This window comes from Serratia sp. BIGb0234, from assembly GCF_024809915.1.
Taxonomy (GTDB): domain Bacteria; phylum Pseudomonadota; class Gammaproteobacteria; order Enterobacterales; family Enterobacteriaceae; genus Serratia; species Serratia liquefaciens.
The window spans coordinates 1205659-1229255 of record NZ_JANUEI010000001.1 but is presented as its reverse complement, the minus strand read 5'-3'; the positions used below and the strand labels follow the sequence as shown (position 1 = coordinate 1229255).

The 23597-nt window shown below is 54.1% G+C and carries 25 protein-coding genes and 1 other annotated feature; of the genes, 8 read left to right on the top strand and 17 right to left on the bottom strand.

Annotated features, from left to right (window positions below; translation table 11 throughout):
• Positions 1-156: 156 nt before the first annotated feature.
• Entirely contained in the window at positions 157-576 is a 420-nt protein-coding gene (locus M2407_RS06105) for a DUF2502 domain-containing protein (RefSeq protein WP_020826624.1), read from the bottom strand.
• A 232-nt stretch (positions 577-808) separates the two neighbouring features.
• On the opposite strand from M2407_RS06105, the gene M2407_RS06100 reads away from it, so the two are divergent.
• Complete coding sequence (locus tag M2407_RS06100; RefSeq protein ID WP_259217114.1) at positions 809-940, top strand: hypothetical protein; 132 nt, start codon at positions 809-811, stop codon at positions 938-940.
• A gap of 216 nt (positions 941-1156) precedes the next feature.
• On the opposite strand, the gene ihfA is transcribed toward M2407_RS06100, so the two are convergent.
• From ihfA to M2407_RS06050, 10 genes are all read right to left on the bottom strand, one after another.
• On the bottom strand, positions 1157-1453 hold the full coding sequence (gene ihfA, locus M2407_RS06095; protein WP_004943604.1) for an integration host factor subunit alpha: 297 nt from the start codon (positions 1451-1453) through the stop codon (positions 1157-1159).
• Positions 1454-1457: 4 nt separating this feature from the next.
• The gene (gene pheT, locus M2407_RS06090) at positions 1458-3845 is read right to left on the bottom strand and encodes a phenylalanine--tRNA ligase subunit beta (protein WP_259217113.1); all 2388 of its coding nucleotides are present in this window, start codon (positions 3843-3845) and stop codon (positions 1458-1460) included.
• Positions 3846-3859: 14 nt separating this feature from the next.
• Positions 3860-4843, bottom strand: coding sequence for a phenylalanine--tRNA ligase subunit alpha (gene pheS, locus M2407_RS06085; RefSeq protein WP_020826621.1), 984 nt, complete (start codon positions 4841-4843; stop codon positions 3860-3862).
• 118 nt (positions 4844-4961) lie between these two features.
• Positions 4962-5084, bottom strand: a sequence feature (Phe leader region).
• A complete protein-coding gene (gene pheM / locus M2407_RS06080) occupies positions 5036-5080 on the bottom strand; it encodes a pheST operon leader peptide PheM (protein WP_121626058.1) in 45 nt (14 codons plus the stop codon). It overlaps the preceding feature by 45 nt.
• A 113-nt stretch (positions 5085-5197) precedes the next feature.
• Positions 5198-5554, bottom strand: a complete 357-nt coding sequence (gene rplT / locus M2407_RS06075; protein WP_020826620.1) for a 50S ribosomal protein L20 — start codon at positions 5552-5554, stop codon at positions 5198-5200.
• A gap of 43 nt (positions 5555-5597) precedes the next feature.
• Entirely contained in the window at positions 5598-5795 is a 198-nt protein-coding gene (gene rpmI / locus M2407_RS06070; protein WP_004931418.1) for a 50S ribosomal protein L35, read from the bottom strand.
• A 98-nt stretch (positions 5796-5893) separates the two neighbouring features.
• Complete coding sequence (gene infC / locus M2407_RS06065) at positions 5894-6445, bottom strand: translation initiation factor IF-3 (protein ID WP_013812633.1); 552 nt, start codon at positions 6443-6445, stop codon at positions 5894-5896.
• A gap of 3 nt (positions 6446-6448) precedes the next feature.
• On the bottom strand, positions 6449-8377 hold the full coding sequence (gene thrS, locus M2407_RS06060; RefSeq protein ID WP_041414516.1) for a threonine--tRNA ligase: 1929 nt from the start codon (positions 8375-8377) through the stop codon (positions 6449-6451).
• A 223-nt stretch (positions 8378-8600) separates the two neighbouring features.
• Positions 8601-9212, bottom strand: a complete 612-nt coding sequence (locus tag M2407_RS06055) for a hypothetical protein (protein ID WP_259217108.1) — start codon at positions 9210-9212, stop codon at positions 8601-8603.
• A gap of 251 nt (positions 9213-9463) precedes the next feature.
• Positions 9464-10504 carry a PspA/IM30 family protein gene (locus M2407_RS06050; protein WP_130015635.1) on the bottom strand — a complete coding sequence of 347 codons (1041 nt, stop codon included), beginning with the start codon at positions 10502-10504 and terminating at the stop codon, positions 9464-9466.
• A 247-nt stretch (positions 10505-10751) separates the two neighbouring features.
• Between M2407_RS06050 and M2407_RS06045 the strand changes: the two genes are divergently transcribed.
• Positions 10752-10973, top strand: a complete 222-nt coding sequence (locus M2407_RS06045) for a hypothetical protein (RefSeq protein ID WP_130015634.1) — start codon at positions 10752-10754, stop codon at positions 10971-10973.
• A 124-nt stretch (positions 10974-11097) separates the two neighbouring features.
• Positions 11098-11784 (top strand): MarC family NAAT transporter, encoded by a 687-nt coding sequence (locus M2407_RS06040; protein WP_020826577.1) that lies wholly within the window; start codon positions 11098-11100, stop codon positions 11782-11784.
• 38 nt (positions 11785-11822) lie between these two features.
• Here the strand turns inward: M2407_RS06040 and M2407_RS06035 are convergent, their stop codons facing one another.
• From M2407_RS06035 to M2407_RS06010, 6 genes are all read right to left on the bottom strand, one after another.
• Positions 11823-12956, bottom strand: coding sequence for an ABC transporter substrate-binding protein (locus tag M2407_RS06035; RefSeq protein WP_046375047.1), 1134 nt, complete (start codon positions 12954-12956; stop codon positions 11823-11825).
• 149 nt (positions 12957-13105) lie between these two features.
• Entirely contained in the window at positions 13106-14389 is a 1284-nt protein-coding gene (locus M2407_RS06030; protein ID WP_020826575.1) for a septum site-determining protein, read from the bottom strand.
• A 256-nt stretch (positions 14390-14645) separates the two neighbouring features.
• A complete protein-coding gene (locus M2407_RS06025) occupies positions 14646-15983 on the bottom strand; it encodes a cytochrome c (protein WP_048762668.1) in 1338 nt (445 codons plus the stop codon).
• Positions 15984-15995: 12 nt separating this feature from the next.
• On the bottom strand, positions 15996-17777 hold the full coding sequence (locus tag M2407_RS06020; RefSeq protein ID WP_259217104.1) for a GMC family oxidoreductase: 1782 nt from the start codon (positions 17775-17777) through the stop codon (positions 15996-15998).
• 2 nt (positions 17778-17779) lie between these two features.
• Entirely contained in the window at positions 17780-18505 is a 726-nt protein-coding gene (locus M2407_RS06015) for a gluconate 2-dehydrogenase subunit 3 family protein (protein ID WP_128865382.1), read from the bottom strand.
• A 307-nt stretch (positions 18506-18812) separates the two neighbouring features.
• Positions 18813-19478 carry a transglycosylase SLT domain-containing protein gene (locus M2407_RS06010; RefSeq protein ID WP_020826571.1) on the bottom strand — a complete coding sequence of 222 codons (666 nt, stop codon included), beginning with the start codon at positions 19476-19478 and terminating at the stop codon, positions 18813-18815.
• 109 nt (positions 19479-19587) lie between these two features.
• Here M2407_RS06010 and ghoS point away from each other — a divergent pair, with 109 nt between their 5' ends.
• From ghoS to M2407_RS05985, 5 genes are all read left to right on the top strand, one after another.
• A complete protein-coding gene (ghoS, locus tag M2407_RS06005) occupies positions 19588-19887 on the top strand; it encodes a type V toxin-antitoxin system endoribonuclease antitoxin GhoS (RefSeq protein WP_020826570.1) in 300 nt (99 codons plus the stop codon).
• Between the two features lie 132 nt (positions 19888-20019).
• Positions 20020-20964, top strand: a complete 945-nt coding sequence (locus M2407_RS06000) for a metal ABC transporter substrate-binding protein (protein WP_259217097.1) — start codon at positions 20020-20022, stop codon at positions 20962-20964.
• The gene (locus tag M2407_RS05995; RefSeq protein ID WP_020826568.1) at positions 20961-21851 is read left to right on the top strand and encodes a manganese/iron ABC transporter ATP-binding protein; all 891 of its coding nucleotides are present in this window, start codon (positions 20961-20963) and stop codon (positions 21849-21851) included. The genes M2407_RS06000 and M2407_RS05995 overlap by 4 nt, the downstream gene beginning before the upstream one ends.
• Positions 21851-22711 (top strand): iron/manganese ABC transporter permease subunit YfeC, encoded by an 861-nt coding sequence (gene yfeC, locus M2407_RS05990; protein WP_046373759.1) that lies wholly within the window; start codon positions 21851-21853, stop codon positions 22709-22711. The genes M2407_RS05995 and yfeC overlap by 1 nt, the downstream gene beginning before the upstream one ends.
• Positions 22711-23571, top strand: coding sequence for a metal ABC transporter permease (locus tag M2407_RS05985; protein ID WP_020826566.1), 861 nt, complete (start codon positions 22711-22713; stop codon positions 23569-23571). The genes yfeC and M2407_RS05985 overlap by 1 nt, the downstream gene beginning before the upstream one ends.
• The last annotated feature ends 26 nt before the right edge of the window (positions 23572-23597 follow it).

The following is a 23597-nucleotide window of genomic DNA, read 5'->3' as shown; positions in this document are numbered from 1 at the left end:
GCGGGCCGCGAGCGGCGGTCGAATAATTGACGTCTGGGTCAAATATTAGGGGGTTAGCGCCAGAAGGGAAAGCCTTGCTTGAGGATTATGGCAGGAAAACAACGGCTGATGCTGCCCCCCTCCACTGAGGGGCAACACCAGACGTCGTACACTCAATTAGCGTCGCGGATCATTTCCGTTTTGTGGGTAGGGTTTACCGTGGTCATTGTCGTTGCCGCGGCCCTTACCGTGGTCATTATCATGACGGTTGCCATCGTTACGGTTATCGCGTTCACCGTGGAACGGATTGCCGCCCCGCTCTGGACTCCGGTGATCGTTGCCGCGCGGCGGTGAGGGTTGCCAGCGACCACCGTCCCAGTACAGACCACGGCTATTACGCTCACCCACGCCGCGTCCCTGATGAGCATGCCACCACTGTGGCGGACGCCAGTCATAACCGTCCCAGTAGTAACCTCGCCGATCCTGATCCCCCAGATGGACCGAGACGCCCGGCACGTTGATATCAATGGAGACATCTGCCTGGGCCACGAGCGGCAGCAGCAGCGGTAAACACACCAGCAACAGGATCTTTTTCATTTTGGCACTCTCACTTTATTTTTTGCTGAGCTGGTTATATCAGCGCGATTATTTTACGCCTATCGCCGCAATGCCTATTTTCAGATCGTTTTCACCTCGCTTACATAATCCATACACTCTCATTTTTCAGATTAAATAAAACAGCTGCTAACAACGTTTAACGAATAGCTGACATACCTGATGCCATGCCGCTATTTATAATGACGCCAACATTGGCCACAGAGATATTATTATGATTAAACGCATTGGTATGTTGTTCACGGTCACCGTGCTGACCACCGCGCTCAGCGCCTGCTGCTTCGGCCCCCACGGTGGCGGTCATCGTGGCGGTGGTGGCCCGGGCCACTATTACAACCATTATTAAAAACCAGGAGCCGAGGCTCCTGGTTTTATTTGAGGTAAAGCAAGGACATTAATATCCATAAGAAAAATCCGCAAAAATCTGGATATCTTAAAATTAAACACCAACCTACTTTATTTAATCGCATAGGCTCTTACGGCCATAATTTAGGAATAAACCGAATTTTTCTTCAAAAAAAGAAAAAGGCCGCAAAAGCGGCCTTTTTTGGTTTCACGCAACTTACTCTTTCGGGCTTGCGTTCTCTACCCGACTTTTCAGTTTTTGCCCTGGACGGAAAGTGACCACGCGGCGCGCCGTAATCGGAATGTCCTCGCCGGTCTTCGGGTTACGCCCCGGACGTTGGTTCTTGTCACGCAAATCAAAATTGCCAAAACCTGACAGTTTCACCTGCTCACCGTTCTCAAGAGCACGACGTACCTCTTCGAAAAACAGTTCTACCAGGTCTTTGGCATCCCGTTTGCTAAGCCCAAGCTTTTCAAACAGGTGTTCTGACATTTCAGCTTTAGTAAGCGCCATAGGTTCAATCCCTCAAGGATGCTTGGAATCGCTGTTTTAGAGCCTCTACACATTTTGCAACGGTAACGGCTATCTCCTCTTCTTCCAGTGTACGAGCGGTATCCTGCAATACCAGACTGATAGCCAGGCTCTTATAACCCTCTGCCACGCCCTTGCCACGGTACACATCAAACAAGTTTACGCCAACTACCTGATTTGCGCCAACTTTCTTACACTCTGCCAAAATATCTTCTGCGGGGACGTTTTCAGCCACCACAACGGCGATATCTCGACGGTTTGCCGGGAAGCGAGAAATCTCCCGCGCCTGAGGCACGGCGCGGCTTGCGACCTTGTTCCACTCCAGTTCAAACACCACGGTACGGCCGTTAAGATCCAGTTTACGTTCAAGTTCCGGATGAACCACACCGATGAAACCGACACGTTCGCCCTGGAAATAAATAGCGGCGCTTTGCCCTGGATGCAGGGCTGGATTGGTCTCTGCCTTGAACTGAATTTCGGATAATTTACCGGTCAGCTCTAGGACAGACTCCAGATCCCCTTTCAAATCATAGAAGTCGACCGGCTTACGCGCCAGATCCCAATGTTCTTCATGCGTATGGCCGGCAATCACCCCTGCCAGCATGACATCCTGACGGATACCCAGATTTGCCGCAGTATCAGGCACAAAGCGCAGGCCGCTTTCAAACAGGCGCAGACGAGTCTGCTGACGATTCTGGTTATACACCACCGCAGACAGCAAGCCGGTCCACAGCGACAGGCGCATAGCGGACATCTCTACCGAGATTGGGCTTGGCAGGATCAGCATTTCTTCGCCCGGGTGCAGCAAGGCCTGAACCTTAGGATCGACGAAGCTGTAAGTGATCGCTTCCTGGAAGCCGTGATCGACCAGCATGGTTTTCACACGCTTGAGCGTCAGATCCGCTTCGCGATGCTTGGTCATGATCAGGTCAGCACGTACCGGCACGTCAGGAATATTGTTGTAGCCGTAAACCCGTGCGACTTCTTCTACCAGGTCCTCTTCGATTTCCATATCGAAACGCCAGCTCGGCGCGACCGCCAGCCAGTTGTCGCCTTGCTCGGTCACCTGGCAACCCAAACGACGCAGAATATCGCTCACCTGCTCGCTCGGTACCACGTGGCCGATCAGACGGTCCAGCTTTTCGCGACGCAGGGTGATGGTGGCACGCTTCGGCAATTCGGCTTCAGCTGTCACATCGATGATCGGGCCAGCCTGGCCGCCACAGATATCAATCAGCAGGCGGGTCGCACGCTCCATCGCTTTGTACTGCAATGCAGGATCAACGCCACGCTCGTAGCGATGTGAAGCGTCAGTGTGCAAACCATTACGGCGCGCACGACCGGTAATGGACAGCGGGCTGAAGAACGCGCATTCCAGCAGCACGTCCTGAGTAGTTTCATTCACGCCGGAGTGTTCACCACCGAAAATGCCGCCCATGGCCAGCGCTTTCTGGTGATCGGCGATCACTAAGGTATCGGCATTCAGTTTGGCTTCGTTGCCGTCCAGCAGCGTCAGGGTTTCGCCTTCGCTCGCCATACGCACCACGATACCGCCTTCAATACGGCTCAGATCGAAGGCGTGCATTGGCTGGCCCAGTTCCAACAGTACGTAGTTGGTCACGTCAACCACCGCATCAATGGAGCGGATGCCGCAACGACGCAGCTTCTCGCGCATCCACAGCGGGCTTGCCGCTTTGACATCGATGCCTTTTACTACGCGGCCCAGGTAACGCGGGCACGCCTGCGGCGCGTCAACGCGAATTGGCAGCGTATCCGCAATAGTGGCGGCTACCGGGCTCATATCCGGCTCGGTCAGGGCAACCTGGTTCAGCACCCCAACGTCACGCGCTACACCGATAATGCCCAGGCAGTCGGCACGGTTTGGCGTTACGCTGATTTCGATGGTGTTGTCGTCAAGCGACAGGTATTCACGGATATCGGTGCCAATCGGCGCGTCTTCCGGCAGCTCAATGATACCGTCGTGATCGTCGGTAATGCCCAGCTCGGAGAACGAACACAGCATGCCTTCGGAAGGCTCGCCGCGCAGTTTGGCGGCTTTGATCTTGAAGTCACCCGGCAGTACTGCGCCTACGGTGGCAACCGCCACCTTCAGGCCGGTACGGCAATTTGGTGCGCCACAGACGATGTCCAGCAGGCGATCGCCACCCACGTTGACCTTGGTCACGCGCAATTTGTCTGCGTTCGGGTGCTGACCGCACTCAACCACATGGCCTACTACCACGCCGTTAAAGGCGCCGGCAACCGGCTCCACGCCGTCTACTTCCAGACCGGCCATGGTAATTTGATCGGATAATGCTTCGCTGCTGATGGCCGGGTTTACCCACTCGCGCAACCAGAGTTCACTGAATTTCATGTGATATTCCCGCCTTACTTAAACTGTTTGAGGAAACGCAGATCGTTTTCGAAGAACGCACGCAGGTCGGTGACGCCGTAACGCAGCATCGTCAGACGCTCCATACCCATACCGAAAGCGAAGCCGGAATAGATTTCCGGATCGATGCCCACATTGCGCAGAACGTTCGGGTGCACCATGCCGCAACCCAGAACTTCCAGCCACTTGCCGTTTTTACCCATCACATCCACCTCAGCAGAAGGTTCGGTAAACGGGAAGTAAGACGGACGGAAACGAACCTGCAAATCTTCTTCAAAGAAGTTGTTCAGGAAATCATGCAGTGTGCCCTTCAGATTGGTGAAGCTGATGTCTTTATCGACAATCAGCCCTTCCATCTGATGGAACATCGGGGTGTGCGTTTGGTCGTAGTCATTACGATAAACGCGGCCCGGCGCAATAATGCGGATTGGCGGCTGCTGGTTCTTCATGGTGCGGATTTGCACGCCGGAAGTTTGGGTGCGCAGCAAGCGCGTGGCGTCGAACCAGAAGGTATCGTGATCGGCACGCGCCGGGTGGTGACCCGGAATGTTCAACGCGTCGAAGTTATGATAGTCGTCTTCAATCTCAGGCCCGGTCTCAACGGAGAAACCCAGTTCGCCGAAGAAAGCTTCGATACGGTCGATGGTACGGGTGACCGGATGCAGCCCACCGTTTTCCATACGACGGCCCGGCAGGGAAACGTCGATGGTTTCTGCTGCCAGTCGCTCGTTCAGCGCAGCCGATTCCAGCGTATTTTTACGCGCGTTCAGCGCATCCTGCACTGCCTGTTTTGCCTGGTTGATTACCGCGCCTGCTGCCGGGCGATCTTCTGCCGGCACGTCACGCAGCGATTGCATCTGCAAGGTAAAATGGCCTTTCTTGCCTAAATATTCGACGCGCACCAAATCCAACGCGGCAACATCCTGGGCATCTTCTACGGCTGCCTTGGCATTGGCAACCAGCTCTGCGAGATGTGGCATTGCTTTCCTCTTCCTCTGGCCGATATGGCTCTAAGTAATTGTTATCTATTATTCGAACACGCCTTTAGCACATCTTCAAAGCATTTAACGCTTTAACCCGGCTCAGAAGACGGCCAAAAACAAAAAAGCCTCCACAGGGGAGGCTTAGGCGCTACTTTTCGTTTCTTTTCTTACGCGCAAAGCCTCCTGAGATCAGGCGCTAAAGTAAAAGAAGAAACGAAAAATAGCAGCGTGCATGATTGCGTTACCTTGTCGATGATTGTCCACCAGTGATAAAGCGGCGGGCAATAAAAGTCAATATTGTCTCTGAAAGCTAAAGATTAAAAGAGGGAGCAAGCTCCCTCTTCAACTGACTTACGCCAGTGCTGCTTTCGCTTTCTCAACCAGTGCAGAGAATGCCACTTTGTCGAAGACCGCGATGTCAGCCAAGATCTTACGGTCAATTTCAATAGAAGCTTTTTTCAAGCCGTTAATGAATTTGCTGTAAGACATGTCGTTCTGACGTGCAGCTGCGTTGATACGTGCAATCCACAGCTGACGGAACTGACGCTTACGTTGACGACGGTCACGGTAAGCGTACTGACCTGCTTTGATTACTGCCTGGAAGGCAACACGATAAACGCGCGAACGGGCACCGTAGTAACCTTTCGCTTGTTTTAAAATTTTCTTGTGACGTGCGCGTGCAATTACACCACGTTTTACGCGAGCCATATGCTCTCTCCTAAAGTCTTATTCTAGATTCAAAAAAAATGGCTTAAGCGTACGGCAGGCACGCGGTAACCAGGACCAGATCGTTTTTAGACACCATGCCTTTCGGACGCAGGTGACGTTTACGCTTGGTTGCTTTTTTGGTCAGAATATGACGCAGGTTAGCATGTTTACGCTTAAAACCACCGCTGCCGGTTTTTTTGAAGCGTTTGGCTGCACCACGTACAGTTTTAATCTTTGGCATTTTAATTAAATCCACTTCGCATTGTTAAACAACGAATCAGTGAGGCGAATAAAACCCACACAACGCAAGCGCTGCGCGGGTTCGATTACTTGGAAGCCTTACTGTCTCTTCTTCGGTGCGAGCACCATGATCATCTGACGGCCTTCGATCCTCGTAGGGAAGGATTCGACAATGGCCAAATCAGAATCTTCACACAGGTCTTTACGGACGCGGTTAAGCACTTCCATACCGATCTGTTGGTGCGCCATCTCACGCCCACGGAAACGCAGGGTGATTTTGGCTTTATCGCCATCTTCCAGAAAGCGAATCAGGTTGCGTAGTTTGACCTGATAGTCGCCATCATCGGTACCAGGACGGAATTTGATTTCCTTGACCTGAATAACTTTTTGCTTCTTCTTCTGTTCTTTTGTCGACTTGCTCTTCTCGTAGAGGAATTTGCCGTAATCCATGATTCGGCAAACTGGCGGTTCGGCATTTGGGCTGATTTCTACTAAATCAACGCCCGCTTCCTCAGCTTTTTCAAGAGCTTCATTCAGACTGACAATACCAATCTGCTCGCCATCGACGCCGGTTAGGCGAACTTCTTGCGCGCGAATTTCTCTGTTAATGCGATTAGGACGCGCCGGTTGAACTCGTTTTCCGCCTTTAATACTTTATTCCTCCAGTTGATGAAGACTACGGCTGCGAATCTCTTTTTGCAGCTTGTCTACGACTTCGTTTACGTCCAGGCTTCCCAGGTCTTTGCCACGGCGGGTACGAACGGCAACTTTGCCTGATTCGACCTCTTTATCACCGCAGACCAACATGTAAGGAACCCGTCGTAAAGTATGTTCGCGAATTTTAAAGCCAATCTTCTCATTTCTCAAGTCCGCTTTAACGCGAATCCCTGCGTCCTGCAGTTTTTTGGTCAATTGCTGGACATAATCAGACTGGCTGTCGGTGATATTCATCACCACCACCTGCACCGGAGCAATCCAGGTTGGGTAGAACCCTGCGTACTCTTCGGTAAGAATACCGATGAAACGCTCCATGGAGCCCAAAATAGCGCGGTGAATCATTACCGGGACCACGCGATCGTTGTTTTCGCCAACATACGATGCGCCTAAACGGCCAGGTAAGAAGAAATCGAGCTGCACGGTACCACATTGCCATGCACGATCCAAACAATCATGCAGAGTAAATTCAATTTTTGGTCCGTAGAAGGCACCCTCACCCGGCTGATATTCAAACGGAATCCCGTTTTCAGTCAGCGCCGCAGCCAGATCCTCTTCCGCACGGGTCCACATATCGTCAGTCCCGATACGCTTTTCAGGGCGAGTAGAAAGTTTTACCGCAATCTTGTCGAAACCAAAGGTACCGTAAACATCATAGACCATACGGATACATTCGTTCACCTCGGCACGCACCTGCTCTTCAGTACAGAAGATATGGGCGTCATCCTGGGTGAACCCGCGTACGCGCATCAGGCCATGCAGAGAACCCGAAGGCTCGTTACGATGGCAACTGCCGAACTCACCCATACGCAGCGGCAAATCACGGTAGGATTTCAGGCCCTGGTTGAAGATCTGCACGTGACCCGGGCAGTTCATCGGCTTGATGCAATACTCGCGGTTTTCCGACGAGGTGGTGAACATGGCGTCTTTATAGTTTTCCCAGTGGCCGGTTTTTTCCCACAGCACACGGTCCATCATAAATGGCCCTTTCACTTCCTGGTACTGGTACTCTTTGAGCTTCATGCGCACAAAGGCTTCCAGCTCGCGGAAAATTGTCCAGCCATCGTTGTGCCAGAACACCATACCCGGCGCTTCTTCCTGCATATGGTACAGGTCGAGCTGCTTGCCGATCTTGCGATGGTCACGCTTGGCGGCTTCTTCCAGACGCTGCAGATAGGCATTCAGCTGTTTCTTGTCTGCCCATGCGGTGCCGTAGATACGCTGCAGCATTTTATTTTTGCTGTCGCCACGCCAGTAGGCGCCAGACGTTTTCTGCAGTTTGAAGTGATGGCAGAAACGCATGTTCGGCACGTGCGGACCGCGGCACATGTCGACATATTCTTCGTGGTGATACAGGCCAGGACGGTCGTCATGGCTGATGTTCTCATCCAGAATCGCCACTTTGTAGTTTTCACCACGCGCGGCAAAGGTGTCACGGGCTTCTTGCCAGCTAACCTTCTTCTTGATGACGTCATAATCTTTGTCGGCCAACTCATGCATCCGCTTTTCCAGCAGATCCAGGTCTTCCTGCGTCAGGGTACGGTCGATATCAACGTCATAATAGAAACCGTTGTCGATCACTGGGCCGATAGCCATTTTGGTGTCTGGCCACAGCTGCTTGATGGCATGACCCAACAGGTGCGCACAGGAGTGGCGCATGATTTCCAGGCCTTCGGCATCCTTGATGGTGATGATAGCCAACTGCGCGTCTGATTCGATCAGATCGCCGGCATCAACCAGTTCACCGTTCACACGGCCGGCAATACAGGCTTTCGCCAGGCCAGGGCCGATATCGCGGGCAACATCCAAAGGGGAAACAGGGTGATCGAAATGACGCTGACTTCCGTCAGGAAGAGTAATAACAGGCATTAATAATTCCTTATCTACAGTGGTGACCCACACGACAGATCACATGCAGTACGAAAATTGAGTTTGGGTTTAGTCAGCCAGGTTTCAGATCTCGCCCACAATTGCCAGATTGAAACCTAACTTGGTACACAGAATGGAAAGCATACCTTCACAGCCATATTGGCTAAGCGGATAGTATCACTAAAATTGTTCCGGATAAATAAACTGCGGCACAGGCCCGGATTTAACGGGAAGCCCGGAGATCCTTCAGGTAAGCCAACGCGGCAATCAGGCAGAAGGCGTAACCCAACAGCTCGCAGCCCTCTTCCACCATGTTCTTCACCACCCGGTTATAGCCATCCAGCATCAGCATTTGCCACAGGGAATTCATGCCAAACAAGCGTGAAAATACCAAAATACACAGCAGGCCTGCGCACATCATGCCGTAGCTCGGATGCGTCACGAAATGCGCCAATCCCTGCACCGTGGCCTCAATGTGGCGTGACGCATACCACAGGCATCCAAGCGTCACCGCCAAGGCGAACCACAACCAGGAACCGTGCCACAGCATATCGAAGGCAAAATCCATCTCGCGGATCAGCATGCAAAGGAAGAAACCTCCCGCCAGCACCCATGCGGGCCGGTAGGCAACTTGCCGGCGTGCAGCCACCAAGAACAAGCCTGAGATGGCGGCCAGCATCACTTCCTGCGCCGATTCGGTTAAGGAGGTTTCGTAGACAAAATTATGCAACCAGTGCACATCAATGAACATTAAGCCCATCAGCGCAGCCAAAAATGCGCTGTAAAGCAGAAAAGAGCCTATTTTTCCCAGTAAAATTTGCAGATCATGTTTCATAGTCATACTCGTTATTATTTAAAGCGCGACTATGGTATTCACCTGCGCAAGGGGATCGTAGCAATTGATGCGGAATAGGCTTACTTCGTGTCTGATTTGCCACTAAAGGGCCATAAAAAACAAAAATCCCCGGCAAATTGCCAGGGAGGATGCCAGTCTTTCCTGGCTGTCACTTCACCGTCGTGAAGATCCGGGCCTCTCATCCCGATACTGAGACGCGCAAGTAAGACCCGGCATACTCCTTGTCGCCGTTATTCTCTCACCACCACGATACGGCTGTTGGTCTTAACGCCCCACAGGCCGGCCAACGCGCTGATGACTGCGCCAATCAGCAATGCGAAGAATGACCACAGGGCAGCATGCGACAAGGCCTTAGCCGCTTCCGCTGCCTGCTCGCGCGCTTTTTGCTTCAGCTCTGTATATTCCTGCTTAGCCTGATTAATTTTTACTTCCACGTCATTCAAGCGCTGATTCACCAACTGCGCCGTTTTGTTTTTCGCATCCACCAGGTTTTTGACGGTCTGGTCAACTTCCTGAGGTGTCATATCGGTATTCTCCGACAGCGCTTTCTTGAGCGAATCCTCATCGACGTCCTGCGAAATGGCCTCACCGTGTTTTTTCAATTTGGCAACCAGATCCTGAATAATTGCATCGCTATTGTCAGGCTGCAGCGCCAACGCTTTTACCGCGTCCCCCACTTCACTCTTGGCCGCGTCCAACTGTTGCTGCATAAACTCCGGCTGCAATGAAGGGATATCGCTTTTTTTCAGTGCCGCCACGACATTGTCTTGTAACTTTTCGGGTTCCAACTTGGTGTCGATACCCAACTTATCAAACACTTTGCCGCCGGCATCCGCGAGACCCGAAGCGCCTTTACCAATGGCTGACCCGGCACCGGAAAGCAGGCTACCGGAAGTTGAGGCAATAGCCCCCAGCGCGTTTCCGGTAGCTTTGACTGCAGACCCCACCAACAAAGCGCCCAACACGGCCGCTACAATCAGCGAGGTGGCCCAAACCAGGAAACCGTGGATTAACCCATCATTCGCTGCCAGACGACCGGCAATAAAGGCACCGGCAGCCAGGCTCAGGATGATCGAAATTGCAGACCAAACCACCACAGTCGTACCGGCCCCGTTGACCGGATCGTCAGAGGTCGGATCGACGATGGAAAAACCCAGACTGGTCCCCAGAGTAGACAGCAGCAGCGACACCGCCAAAACGGTGATAACCCCGCCAATTACGCTGCCCCACGATATTTTTTTAACCGTTGCCAATTCGTTTGCCACTTGCATAGTAAAACTCCTTTTAAGCTTTTCGATTAAGTAAAACTGCCCGAAAGCCCTATCAGTATAGAATCCAATAAAAAAAGGGGTGGCTTAATGATCAAAAATATAAAATTAACTAATGATACATGTACTCTTTGTCCGTGTTTAGCCGGCGTTTTGCTCCCTGCACATTGCGCAAATCAGCGATGGCGAACATCTCTGGCTCCCGCTATCCTGATGCCATTAACGGCAGAGTTGAGAAGCACCCCGCATCATGAACCGGTTATTGAAATTACTCGTTGGCGCCTGCCTGGTGCTGGCGGCTCTTTTTGTCCTGCTCCATCTGGGAGCAGACCGTCATCCACGGGCCATCGCGGTGAGTGAGCCGCCGATGGAATGTGAGGATACACCGGAGATTGCCAATGATTGCGTGAACGACGATGACGCTAATACCGACGCCGTCCTTGAATTGCTCCCCCCTGGCAGTCCAGGTTAACGGTGTGAGAACCTTTTATTAATTCATTGTATTTTAAGTCACTTATTGCGGAAGCAATTCGCATTTCATGGCAGGCGATCAGGTTGCGCTGTCGTGTTTTAACTGAAAACAGGGAGTTCGCTTTATGACAAGTATTCTGCAGTTATTCCAGGCCATCGGACTGGGTTTGGTGCTGCTGTTGCCACTGGCCAACCCGCTGACCACCGTCGCGCTGTTGCTTGGCCTGTCGGGCAATATGACGCGCGAAGAACGCAATCAGCAGTCGCTGATGGCATCCATTTATGTGTTCTTTATCATGACGGTGGCGTTCTACGCCGGCCAAGTGGTGATGAACACCTTCGGAATTTCCATTCCCGGTCTGCGTATTGCCGGTGGGTTGATTGTGGCATTTATCGGTTTCCGCATGTTGTTCCCGCAGCAAAGCGCAGAAGACGCGCCAGAAGTGGAAACCAAGTCAAACGAACTGCGTAAGAAAACCTCGGCCAATATCGCCTTTGTCCCCCTGGCAATGCCAAGCACCGCTGGCCCCGGGACTATCGCCATGATCATCAGCTCCGCATCGAGCATTCACGAAAATACGCTGGGTTTCGCCCATTGGGTGCTGCTGGTGGCCCCGGTGGCGATTTTCTTCTCGGTTGCCTTTATCCTGTGGGTTTGCCTGCGCAGTTCCGGCGCCATTATGCGCCTGGTGGGCAAAAGCGGCATCGAAGCCATTTCGCGTCTGATGGGGTTCTTGCTGGTGTGTATGGGCGTGCAGTTTATTATCAACGGCGTGCTGGAAATCATCTCCACCTACGTGCCGGCGGCCTGACAATAAGGGCGCGGTATCAGCCGCGCCCTTCACGATATTTACTTTCCTGCCGGTGCCTGCGCACCCAATATCCCCTTACCTTCCGGCACTTCGGTAAAGCGGCTGAGGATTTCGCTGTAGGTTTTTGCCGGATCCAATTCCTTGAACTGATTCGGATAGATAAACTTCGCCAGATATTCCAGCCCGACGATGTTGTACGGGTGGTTATAGAAGTTATGGTAAATGCCGTAGAAGCGCCCCTCCTTCACCGCCGTGACCTGGGCGAAACCCGGGCGTTGCTTCATCCGGTTAAAAGCGTCATCAACCTGCTGCTGCGTCACGCCGTAACCAAAGGGCACGGCGGCATTGGTTTTGGTCGCCCATTGAGAGCCGGACACGATATAGGCGTCAGGTTTCATGCTGATCACTTTTTCCAGGGAGACGTCGCCGGTTGCGCCAGGCAACAGTGCGGAGCCCAGGTTACGTGCGCCCACCGCCTCGATCATCCCCCCCCAACCGACGTGAGAATGAGTGAAACAACAGGACTCAAGCCCGTTAAGACCGGCTTTTGCCTCGATAAATACCAACGGCTTTGGCTCGACGGCTTTGGTTTTATCCAGGATGTTCTGATAATGCTGCTGATAGAAGTCGGTGTACTGTTTCGCTTCGCTTTCGCGGTTGAGGGTCTCACCCAGCAGCGTGATGCTTTTCGGGGTGTTTTCCACCGGCTTGAGCATGGTGTCGATAAACAGCACCGGAATGTTGAGCGCTTTCAGCTTATCCAACACGCCAGTCTGGCTCAGTGAAGGCTTGGAACGCAGTTGAGCCACCATCAGATCAGGCTGTTTGGCGATCACGCTTTCCAGGTTGACCTCGCCCTTATCACTAAAACCCATATCGATAATGCCGTTGGCTTCCGGCCACTTGTTACGCAGGATCTTCCAGGTTTCACCGTCGCTTTTCTTGAGCAGGTTATTCCAGGCCACCAGCCGGGCGAAAGGATCGGCGCGGTCGAGCAAGGCCAGCGTCAGAATATCGCGCCCGTCCTGCACCACAATGCGCTTCGGCTCTTGCTTGATGGTCAGACTCTGGCCAGAGGTATCTGTCAGGGTTAACGGATAAGTGGTCGCCATCGCCTGAGCGGACAAACCGCAGGCGCAGGCCAAAGCCAACAGGGTGATTCGACGGTGCACGTAAAACTCCTTAGCGTAGGAAATCAGTGCGGAAATAATAATGAGAACCGCTCCCATTATCAAAGATAACCCCGGGTGCGTTTTCGCTTAATTGAAAAGGGATGTGAACAGGGAAAAAGCAGCGCACCGAATCCGATGCGCTACTGAGGTCAAATCAGGCCGTAAATCAGCGCCGACAGCGCTATCAGGCCCATCACCAGGACAAAGACGTTGCTCAGCGCACGATAGCGGCGCATCGCGGGCACTGCACGCACAGCGTACATCGGCAGAATAAACAGGATCGCTGCAATCAGCGGACCGCTGATGGTTTCGATAATGTGCAGCGCACTTGGGTTCCACACCGTCGCCGCCCAGGTCAGCAGGAACAGCGATATCGCAGAAATTCGGTGCGTAATTCGCGAGCTCAAGGGTTTACCAACCGCTCGCGTCAGGCCGTCGATCAGGCTGGTTGCCCCTTCGGTCACGCCCAGGGAAGTACCGAGATAAGACTTGGCCATCGCCAGCATCGCCATCATTGGGCCAAGGTAGGCGATCAGCGGGTTGGAGAATTTGTTCGCCAGCGTGGTCAGCACGGTGATGTTTTGATCTTTCGCCTGCTGCATATCCTCATGTGACAGGCTCAGTACGCAGCTAAAGACAAAGAACAAGACGGTGACGCAGATCAGCACATAGCTGTAGCGCATGATACGCGCGCAGCGGCGTTCGGCCTTCTCGCCGTACAGGCTCTTTTGCGTGGAGGCGAAGGACGAAATAATCGGCGCATGGCTGAAAGAAAACACCATCACCGGCACCGCCAGCCACAGTGAATGCCACAGGTCCGGGCTGCTGAACTGGGTGTTGGCCAGGCCGCTGACAAAGTTTGCCGTTTGCCAGGTGGGTACCAGATACAGCGAGATACCCATCAAAAACACCAGCAGCGGGAACACCAACATGCCCATCGCCGAAACAATAGCGTCTTTGCCGCGCAGCAACACCAGGTTCAGAACCACCACCACCGCCAGGCTCAGCCAGACACGCGGTAGCGGCGCCAGGTGAAACTGATGGATCAGGAAGCTGTCCAGCGCATTGGTGATCGAGATGCTGTACACCAGCACGATCGGGAAGAACGCCATCAGGTACAGCACCATGATGATTTTGCCGGCCAGCACGCCAAAGTGCTCCACCACCACATCATGGATATTGCCGTCACGGCTGGAACCGGACAGCACAAAGCGGCTCAATGCGCGGTGCGGTAAATAAGTCAGCGGGAAAGCGAACAACGCCATCAACAACAGGACCAGCGGGCCATTCAGACCTGCATTGATCGGCAGGAACAGGGTTCCTGCGCCGACAGCGGTGGCATAGAGCCCAAACATCCACACGGTATCGGTTTTGTTCCATTTGGCAGCCTGGGCGGTTGCCAGCGTGCCTGAATCGGGAGAAATCGTACTCATAAGAAAGCTTACCTTACTCTTCAGCGACAACGATTGCGCTCAACGGGATATCCTTCTCCGCGAATTTTTAATATTAATCAGTGGATTAACGCAGTATTTCACTCTTGTTCCTGCTAAAAGGACGGCAAAGGATAATGAAAAATGCGGCTCGGGTCTATGTTTTATCGGCTGACAGGGTGATTTACGAGCAGAAAATGCTGCCAAAATCAGCACGCCGGGCCAAAAGAAAAGGGCCTCGAACGAGGCCCTTTCAGATTTACTTGTTGGCGTCCGGATGTTCCGGCACAGCGGCGCTGCCCATCTCCTTCTCATCGCGGATCATCGAGCGGTCTTTACGCACGCTGGCCACGTCTGAGGCGTCGATTGGCTTGGCGCTGTTGCCCCAGCTTGAACGGATGAAGTTGACCACATCCGCTACCTGCTGGTCGTTCAGACGCCAGCCGAACGGCGGCATGGTGATGTTGGAAACCGCCCCTTTCACCGCCGGCGTGGTGTTACCTGTCAGCACGATATGAATCAGCGAAGTCGCGTCTTCGGTCTGTACCACCGGATTGCCCTTCAGCGCCGGGAAGGCGCGTTTATAGCCGACGCCATCGGTGCGGTGGCAGGCCGCGCAGTTATCGACGTACAGCGCCGCTCCGGGCTTGCTGTCGTTACCGCGCCACAGATCCTTGGCGACGCTGTCTTCGACCGGTGCCGCCTGCTGCTTGCCGTCTTTCGGCGGCAGCGTTTTCAGATAGCGCGAGATCGCCGTCAGATCCTCATCGCTGAGATACTGCAGGCTGTGCTCCACCACGTCGCTCATGCCACCAAACACGATAGACTTGTCGTTGCGTCCGGTTTTCAGGAACTCCGTCAGTTCGGCTTCGCTCCAGGTCCCCAACCCATCCTTGTTGTCACCGCGCAGGCTGGAAGCCACCCAACCGTCGATCGGCGCATTGCTGCCGGACAGATAGGTGTCGCCGTCGTTATTGCTCAGCGCTTTTTCCTGCATGGTAAGGCTACGTGGCGTATGGCAGGCGCCACAGTGACCCAGCCCTTCCACCAGATAGCGACCGCGTTCAATCACCGGATCCGCTTTGGTGTCAGCCACAAAGTCGGCCGGTGAAGGCGCAAACATGCCGCGCCAGATGCTCAACGGCCAACGCATCGACAACGGCCAAGGAATGTCGGAATCCTTGTTGGCCTGCTCCACCGGTTGCACACCGTGCATGAAATAGGCGTACATGGCGCGCATGTCATCCTCTTTCACCAGGGCAAACGACGGATACGGCATCGCCGGGTACAGGGTGCTGCCGTTTTTGGCGACGCCTTTGCGTACCGCATTGTCAAAGTCTTCGAAGCTGTAATCACCGATACCGGTTTTCTTGTCCGGCGAAATATTGGTGGAGTAGATGGTGCCGATCGGCGTTTCCATCGCCAGACCGCCTGCAAACTCTTTACCGCTTTTGCCGTTGGTGTGGCAGGCCACGCAGTCACCGGCGCGCGCCAAATACTCGCCGCGTTTGATCAGCTCGCTGCTGACGGTGGCGTCCTGCGCCCATACGGAAAAACTCAGTGCACTGAGAACCAGTGCGGGAACAAATGCTTTCATCAGTCGCCGTCCTTATGCCTGCACCAAAGGGCCTGGTTTTTTCAGATACTGCTCGCGAATGGCACGGGCAGACCAGTAAGCCAACGCGGCCACGGTGCCGGTCGGGTTGTAACCCAGCCCCTGAGGGAAGGCCGACGCGCCGATCGAGAATACGTTATGCACGTCCCAGCTTTGCAGATAGCGGTTCACCGCGCTGGTTTTCGGATCTTCCCCCATCACCGCCCCGCCGTTCATATGGGTGGTCTGGTAGCTGGTGGTATCAAAGTGGCTATTGGCGTTTTTCGGGCTGCCGGCGATCAGTTTAGGGTTCATGGCCTTGGCGATAGGTGCCATTTTGTCGTACATGAACTGCGACATCTTGACGTCATTGTCCTGCCAGTCGAACGTCATGCGCAGCAAGGGCTGGCCGAAGACGTTCTTGTAGTTGGGATCGAGGTCCAGATAGTTGCTGCGGTACGACTGATGCGCACCGTGCGCATCCATCGACACATGGTGGGTATAAGCATCGGCCACTGCCGCTTTCCACTTGCTGCCCCAGGCTGGCGTTCCTGGCGGCGTTGGCAAGCCGGAAATAGGCTTGGTCCCAGCCTGGTTGACCCAGAACGGCGAACCGCCGACGAAGCCTTCTTTGGCATGATCAAAGTTATCGGCGTTGAAGTCGTCAACGCCGACACCGTTACCGCCGGCGCCGATGAACGGGTTGGTGTATACGTCCTTGTCGAAGAACGCCTTGATGGTGGTCATGTTCTGATAGGCGAAGTTACGCCCTACCACACCCTCGCCGGTCACCGGATCGTAAGGTTTACCGATGCCGGACAGCAGCATCAGATGCACGTTGTGGAACTGGAACGCCCCCAGGATCACCAACTCCGCCGGCTGCTCGACTTCACGACCCTGCGCGTCAATGTAATTCACCCCGGTCGCACGGGATTTATCGGCGGTCAGATTCACTTTCAACACGTTAGCGTTGGTGCGCAGCTCAAAGCGTTTTTCCATACGCAGCGCCGGCAGAATGTTGACGTTCGGCGAAGCCTTGGAATACATGTAGCAGGCATAACCGCTGCAGAAACCGCAGAAGTTGCACGGCCCCATCTGCGCACCGTACGGGTTGGTATAGGAATCGGAGGTGTTGGCGGAAGGCAGGTTATACGGGTGATAACCTACTTCCAGCGCCGCTTTCTCGAACAGCTGGGCAGAGAAGGTATTTTTCTGCGCCGGCAGCGGGAAGTCGTCCGAACGGTCACCGGCGAACGGGTTGCCGCCCTTTTGACCCACTTTCTGGCCTTTGATGGTCCAGGCGGTACCGGAAGTACCGAATACTTTCTCGGCCTTGTCGAAGAATGGCTCCAGCTCGGCGTAGCTCACGCCGAAATCCTGGATGGTCATGTCTTTCGGGATAAAGCTCTTGCCGTAGCGCTCTTCGTAATGGCTGCGCATACGCAATTCAATAGGATCGACCCGGAAATGGACGCCGGACCAGTGCAGGCCCGCGCCGCCCACGCCGGTACCCGGCAGGAACGCCGCCAACTGGCGGTAAGGCACCGCAGTCTGGCTGGTATTATGACGAATGGTCACGGTGCTTTTCGACAGATCCTGGAACAGCTTGCGGCGGATGTTATAGGTCAGTTCGTCGATCACCTGCGGATAGGAACCGTCCGGATAGGTATCGCGCATCGGGCCACGCTCCAGCGCCACCACGTTCAGGCCCGCTTCGGTCAGCTCTTTGGCCATAATCGCGCCCACCCAACCGAAACCGACGATCACCGCGTCTACTTTTTTCATTACCGTTGCCATTGTTACCCCCTCTCCCCACGAATCGAGACCGGAGGTAAGGGATAACGTTCCCCTCGCTCAACCCAGTCCATAAAGTCGGCGCGCGCGCCCGGAAAATTAATCAGCTTCCAGCCAACCATGTCTTTATTGCCGCCATGGATCGGGTCGCTGAAGAAACCTTCGCGGGTGTTTTGCAACAGGTAGGAGAAGAACAATTTTGCCGGCAACTGCGAGAATTCCGCCTCTCCGGACTCAAACTTCTGCAACAGCGCATCCTGCTGTGCAGCGTCAAGTTCAGCAAAGGGTTTACCGGCGGTTTTCTTGCAGTAGGCATCAGCATCTGCGATGCCCAGGTTATAGATCTGCTTTGGTACCAACGGCAGTTGATAACCCATTTCTTTCGGTGCATCCGGGTTAAACGGTCCCTGCATGTACCAAATAGAACCGGTGGCGTACGGGGTATTCATTTGACGATCGATAAACTCCGGCACGCCGGCCTCCAGCGCACCGGGGCCGCGTTCATCCGCCGGGATCAGTCGCGCCACAGCGGCTTTAACGAAGGCCCACTCTTCCGGCGTAAAGAAAGTCGGTTGGTAATCTGGCTGTTTTGAGGTGTCTGTTGCCGCAACCGCCGGGATTGGAGCTGTCAGCGCACTCACGCCACTGCCGCCAATCACTGCTGCGGGAATTAAAGTCATCGATTTCAACAGGAAATCGCGCCGTGAATTGTTAGTTTTATCGTCCGACATATCACATTCCATCCAAAGATAATCACAACTATTTAACCTCAACCTTGCGGTCGATGCGGGTTTTAAACACAAATTGTTACTTATTTGTATATTTATTGAAGACCAAAATGTGAACAAAAGCCAAAATGTTACCGGTAACTTATTGAATAAACGTAAAGATTTGATGGGTAATGTAAAGTTAACGATTCGTGCGGTTTTTTAGGTAACAGGATGGGAAATAACGAAAAATGAGAGATGTGTCGCGAATTTAGCGTAAGCCAATAAAAAACCGGCTGCTCACGCGGCCGGTTTTACGAAAAAATCTTGGCTAGGGTGACATCGCCTGGTAGGCGGTGGTCACTTTCCAGAGATAGCGTGGCGCCTGCGGGGCAGGATGCTTTTTCTGGATGTGTTGATAAAACTCATCCGGGCTCATTTGGTTGATGCGGTTCACCGCCACACGCTTGTCCGATGAGAAAGTGCGAAGCATAGCGCCCGCCCCATTCACGTAGGAAACGATGGTGGCGTAACGCAACGTCTGTGGATTGTTGATCCCGGCTAGCTGCTGGCTTTGAAGAATATTGATATAGGCCGTTCCCAGATCAATATTGACCGCCGGATCCTTCAACTCACGCGAGCTTGGCTGCCCGCTTCTTCCTTTTAAACGATAGGCATCACGCCCGGCGGTTGAAGGCTTCAGCTGCATTAATCCCACTGCGTTCGAGGTGCTGACTGCATTCGGGTTAAACCCGGACTCCACCTGAATAATCGCTTTAATCAGCGTTTCGTCAACGCCATAGCTGCTGGCTGCCTGACGAATGTAATCGTTATAGGCTATCGGTGTCCCCGTGCGGTTAACCGGTGCCTGCGGGGGGGTTTTTAGCCAACCACCACGCGATGTGCCACTGCCTGAATTATTAGTTGCTGTTTGCGGGTCTTTGGCGCACCCCGACAAAAGCAAAATTGCCGTCAGGCAACCTATTTTTGTTTTCACAGAATCCCTCACTCCTTTCAATGAGTTGCGTAGCATATACAACTTGTAAGGACGCCTGTACGGTTTTTTTGGTCTATTCTCAAGCTACTCGTATACCAAGAGGTGATTTATGAGTCAATCTGCAACGACGTGTTTTGTGGTGACTTTTCGCTATCAGGAAGAAGGATTAGCTGATTTAGCCAAGCTGACAGGACAATTAACCCTGCAGGGATTTGTCACGTCGGTGGCCGACGAAAATGGCGTTCCGCACGAGCTGGGCAGCAACAGTTTTGCGTTAATAACCCCACTGGATCAAGAGGATGTACGGCAATTGGCCCAGAAGCTTGGTCAGGTGGCCTTGGGCAAGGCGCCGGAGGTCGACATCGTCACCTATGAGGACTACGTAAAGCGGTTACATACTGATACATAAAATGCTATAACTCACTGCTGGGTATTATTTCGCTTCGCTGTGGAAATAACCGGCAGTTTGCCTGCAGGTGACGCTTGACTTTGCTCTAATTGATATTGATAATCATTTTCATTTGAGCCAGGAGATGTCACCATGTTTTTGAAACAACGCGCTTTTCCCCGCCTATCCCTCGTTAAGAACAGGGCCTACTTCCGCCCTTTCACCCTGCTGTGTCTGTTGTTGACCGCCAGCCTTGCCAGCCATGCCGCGTTGGCGGAAAAGAAGCTGCGCGTGGTGACCACTTTCACCATTATTCAGGACATTGCCCAGAACGTAGCCGGTGACGCCGCCGTAGTGGAGTCGATCACCAAACCGGGTGCAGAGATCCATGATTACCAGCCTACACCACGCGACATCGTCAAAGCGCAGCACGCCGACCTGATCCTGTGGAACGGTATGAATCTGGAACGCTGGTTCCAACGCTTCTTCGAGAACATTAAACAGGTGCCTGCGGCCGTGGTCACCGAAGGCATCACCCCGCTGCCGATCCGCGAAGGGCCTTATAACGGCAACCCGAATCCACATGCCTGGATGTCTGCCAGCAATGCGCAGGTGTACATCGAAAATATCCGCAAAGCGCTGGTGCAGTACGACCCGGCCAATGCAGAAACCTACAATCGCAATGCTAAAGCCTACGCCGCCAAAATTGCCGCGCTGGATTCCCCGCTGCGCGAACGCCTGTCTCGCATTCCGGAAGCCCAGCGTTGGCTGGTGACCAGCGAGGGCGCCTTCAGCTATCTGGCCAAAGACTATCAGTTGAAAGAAGTCTATCTGTGGCCGATCAACGCCGATGAACAAGGTTCACCGCAGCAGGTTCGCCGGGTGATTGACGCCGTGCGTGCCAACCACATCCCGGTGGTGTTCAGCGAAAGCACTATTTCAGACAAACCGGCCAAGCAGGTCGCGAAAGAAACCGGCGCAAAATACGGCGGCGTGCTCTATGTCGACTCCCTGTCCACCCAGGATGGCCCGGTACCGACCTATATCGACCTGCTCAACGTCACCGTACAAACCATTGCCAAAGGATTTGATCAATGACAAGTGAGGTTTTTGTCCGTCCTGAGTTGAGCGTGGACGACGTTACCGTGACCTACAACAACGGCCATACCGCGATCCACAACGCCAGCTTTACCCTGAGCGGCGGTGCCATCTGCGCGCTGGTTGGCGTCAACGGCAGCGGTAAATCGACCTTGTTCAAAAGCATTATGGGTCTGGTGCGGCCCACCACGGGCCGCGTACAGCTCAACGAGCAGCCGGTCGCGCAGGCATTAAAGAAAAACGTTATTGCTTACGTGCCGCAAACCGAGGACGTTGACTGGAATTTCCCGGTGCTGGTGGAAGATGTCGTCATGATGGGCCGTTACGGCAAGATGAACTTCCTGCGTATTCCTTCAAAGGAAGACCGGCTGCGGGTGGACAAGGCGCTGGAGCGCGTTGGGCTGAGTGAGTTACGCACCCGCCAGATCGGCGAGCTTTCCGGCGGGCAGAAAAAACGCGTCTTTCTGGCGCGGGCGCTGGCGCAACAAGGCAGCGTTCTGCTGCTGGACGAGCCTTTCACCGGGGTCGACGTCAAAACCGAGAACGCCATTATCGATCTGCTGCGCGCACTGCGTGATGAAGGCCACCTGATCCTGGTTTCAACCCATAACCTGGGGAGCGTACCGGAATTTTGCGATCGGGTTATCCTGATTAACCGCACGGTGCTGGCTGCCGGCCCAACAGAAACCACCTTTACCCAAAGCAACCTGGAACAGGCGTTTGGCGGCGTACTGCGCCATATCAATCTGTCAGGCCCGGATCTGCACGACGACAACGATCCGCGCACGGTCACGGTATTGACCGATGACGAGCGGCCAGCGGTGTTCTACGGCCATACCAAGAGCGATCCGCCGGCGCAAAGCCAGCCGAAGGAGAAACAACCCTGATGCTGGAACTTCTGCTGCAACCCTTCAGTTACAACTACATGGTCAAAGCCATTTGGGTCAGCGCCATCGTCGGCGCCGCCTGCGCGTTCCTTTCGGCCTACCTGATGCTAAAGGGCTGGTCGCTGATGGGGGACGCACTGTCGCACTCGGTGGTACCCGGCGTTGCCGGGGCCTATGCGCTAGGCCTGCCCTACGCCGCCGGAGCCTTCTTCACCGGCATGCTGGCCGCGCTGGCAATGACGCTGGTGCGCCACGTGACTCGCCTGCGCGAAGACGCCATTATCGGCTTTATCTTTTCCACCTTCTTCGCCGTAGGCCTGTTGATTGTGTCGCTAAACCCGACCTCGGTTAACGTCCAGTCGATTATCTTCGGCAATATCCTCGGTATCGCCGATGAAGACGTTTTGCAGGTCGAGATTATCATCGGCGTTTCGCTACTGATCTTGTGTCTGGTGTGGAAAGACTTACTGGCAGTGTTTTTTGACGAAAACCACGCCGTGTCTATCGGCCTGTCGCCGCTGCGGTTAAAGATCCTGTTCTTCACCTTGCTCAGCGCCTGCACCGTAGCGGCATTGCAAACCGTTGGCGCCATTTTGGTGATCGCCATGGTGATAACGCCTGGGGCTACCGCCTACCTGCTGACAGACCGCTTCAGCCGGTTGGTGATTATCGCCATCGTGATTGGCGCACTGACCAGCGGCCTTGGCGCTTACCTCAGCTTCTTCCTCGACGGGGCTACCGGCGGGGTGATCGTGACTCTGCAAACGCTGGTATTCCTGGCAGCCTTTTTCTTCGCCCCCAAACATGGGCTACTGGCGTCCAAACGCCGCGTGGCACGTGAACAGACCGGAGGCCACTGATGGAAACCCTGTATCAACTGCTCAGCGAGCCCTTCGCCTATCCCTTTATGCAGCGGGCAATCCTGGCCGCCATCGTGACCGGCGTGGTGTGTGCGGTGCTCTCTTGCTATCTGGTGCTCAAAGGCTGGTCGCTGATGGGTGACGCCATCTCGCATGCGGTGCTGCCCGGTATCGTGGTGGCGTTCGTACTCGGCATCCCGGTGGTGATAGGCGCCTTTTTCTCCGGTATTTTCTGTGCGGTAGCCACCGGTTACCTGAAAGAAAACAGCCGGGTGAAAGAGGACACGGTGATGGGGATCGTTTTCTCCGGCATGTTTGCCTTTGGCCTGGTGCTGTTTTCCCGTATCGATACCGATCAGCACCTCAGCCACATTCTGTTCGGCAATATGCTGGGCATTACCGATGCAGAGCTGAAGCAGACGTTGCTGATGGCTGGCATTACGCTGCTGGTGGTGTTGCTGAAACGCAAAGATTTGATGCTCTACTGTTTTGATCCCAACCATGCCAGGGTGATTGGCCTGCCGGTGAAACTGTTGCACTACGGGCTGCTGTGCCTGCTGGCGCTGACAATTGTCGCCTCATTGCAGGCCGTCGGGGTCATTCTGGTGATTGCGATGTTGATTGCTCCAGGCATTATTGCCTTCATGCTGTGCCGCAGCTTCGACCGCATGCTGATAGTCGCCACGGTGGTGTCTGTGTTCTCCTGCGTGCTCGGCACCTTGATCAGCTTCCACATTGACGGTGCCACCGGCCCCTGCATTGTGATAGTCCAGGCCATTCTGTTCGTGTTCGCCCTGCTCTACAGTAAATTTAAACCGTTACAACGTCACGAAAATGGAATGCTCGACGCAAAACCTTGAAACAGGCGGCTGTGCCTAATGGCCCC

What these genes read in the sequence shown, in the direction of transcription:
- M2407_RS06105 (WP_020826624.1), bottom strand. Translation starts at nt 576, where the DNA reads ATGAAAAAGATCCTGTTGCTGGTGTGTTTACCGCTGCTGCTGCCGCTC.
- M2407_RS06100 (WP_259217114.1), top strand. Translation starts at nt 809, where the DNA reads ATGATTAAACGCATTGGTATGTTGTTCACGGTCACCGTGCTGACCACC.
- ihfA (WP_004943604.1), bottom strand. Translation starts at nt 1,453, where the DNA reads ATGGCGCTTACTAAAGCTGAAATGTCAGAACACCTGTTTGAAAAGCTT.
- pheT (WP_259217113.1), bottom strand. Translation starts at nt 3,845, where the DNA reads ATGAAATTCAGTGAACTCTGGTTGCGCGAGTGGGTAAACCCGGCCATC.
- pheS (WP_020826621.1), bottom strand. Translation starts at nt 4,843, where the DNA reads ATGCCACATCTCGCAGAGCTGGTTGCCAATGCCAAGGCAGCCGTAGAA.
- rplT (WP_020826620.1), bottom strand. Translation starts at nt 5,554, where the DNA reads ATGGCTCGCGTAAAACGTGGTGTAATTGCACGCGCACGTCACAAGAAA.
- rpmI (WP_004931418.1), bottom strand. Translation starts at nt 5,795, where the DNA reads ATGCCAAAGATTAAAACTGTACGTGGTGCAGCCAAACGCTTCAAAAAA.
- thrS (WP_041414516.1), bottom strand. Translation starts at nt 8,377, where the DNA reads ATGCCTGTTATTACTCTTCCTGACGGAAGTCAGCGTCATTTCGATCAC.
- M2407_RS06055 (WP_259217108.1), bottom strand. Translation starts at nt 9,212, where the DNA reads ATGAAACATGATCTGCAAATTTTACTGGGAAAAATAGGCTCTTTTCTG.
- M2407_RS06050 (WP_130015635.1), bottom strand. Translation starts at nt 10,504, where the DNA reads ATGCAAGTGGCAAACGAATTGGCAACGGTTAAAAAAATATCGTGGGGC.
- M2407_RS06045 (WP_130015634.1), top strand. Translation starts at nt 10,752, where the DNA reads ATGAACCGGTTATTGAAATTACTCGTTGGCGCCTGCCTGGTGCTGGCG.
- M2407_RS06040 (WP_020826577.1), top strand. Translation starts at nt 11,098, where the DNA reads ATGACAAGTATTCTGCAGTTATTCCAGGCCATCGGACTGGGTTTGGTG.
- M2407_RS06030 (WP_020826575.1), bottom strand. Translation starts at nt 14,389, where the DNA reads ATGAGTACGATTTCTCCCGATTCAGGCACGCTGGCAACCGCCCAGGCT.
- M2407_RS06025 (WP_048762668.1), bottom strand. Translation starts at nt 15,983, where the DNA reads ATGAAAGCATTTGTTCCCGCACTGGTTCTCAGTGCACTGAGTTTTTCC.
- M2407_RS06020 (WP_259217104.1), bottom strand. Translation starts at nt 17,777, where the DNA reads ATGGCAACGGTAATGAAAAAAGTAGACGCGGTGATCGTCGGTTTCGGT.
- M2407_RS06015 (WP_128865382.1), bottom strand. Translation starts at nt 18,505, where the DNA reads ATGTCGGACGATAAAACTAACAATTCACGGCGCGATTTCCTGTTGAAA.
- ghoS (WP_020826570.1), top strand. Translation starts at nt 19,588, where the DNA reads ATGAGTCAATCTGCAACGACGTGTTTTGTGGTGACTTTTCGCTATCAG.
- M2407_RS06000 (WP_259217097.1), top strand. Translation starts at nt 20,020, where the DNA reads ATGTTTTTGAAACAACGCGCTTTTCCCCGCCTATCCCTCGTTAAGAAC.
- M2407_RS05995 (WP_020826568.1), top strand. Translation starts at nt 20,961, where the DNA reads ATGACAAGTGAGGTTTTTGTCCGTCCTGAGTTGAGCGTGGACGACGTT.
- yfeC (WP_046373759.1), top strand. Translation starts at nt 21,851, where the DNA reads ATGCTGGAACTTCTGCTGCAACCCTTCAGTTACAACTACATGGTCAAA.
- M2407_RS05985 (WP_020826566.1), top strand. Translation starts at nt 22,711, where the DNA reads ATGGAAACCCTGTATCAACTGCTCAGCGAGCCCTTCGCCTATCCCTTT.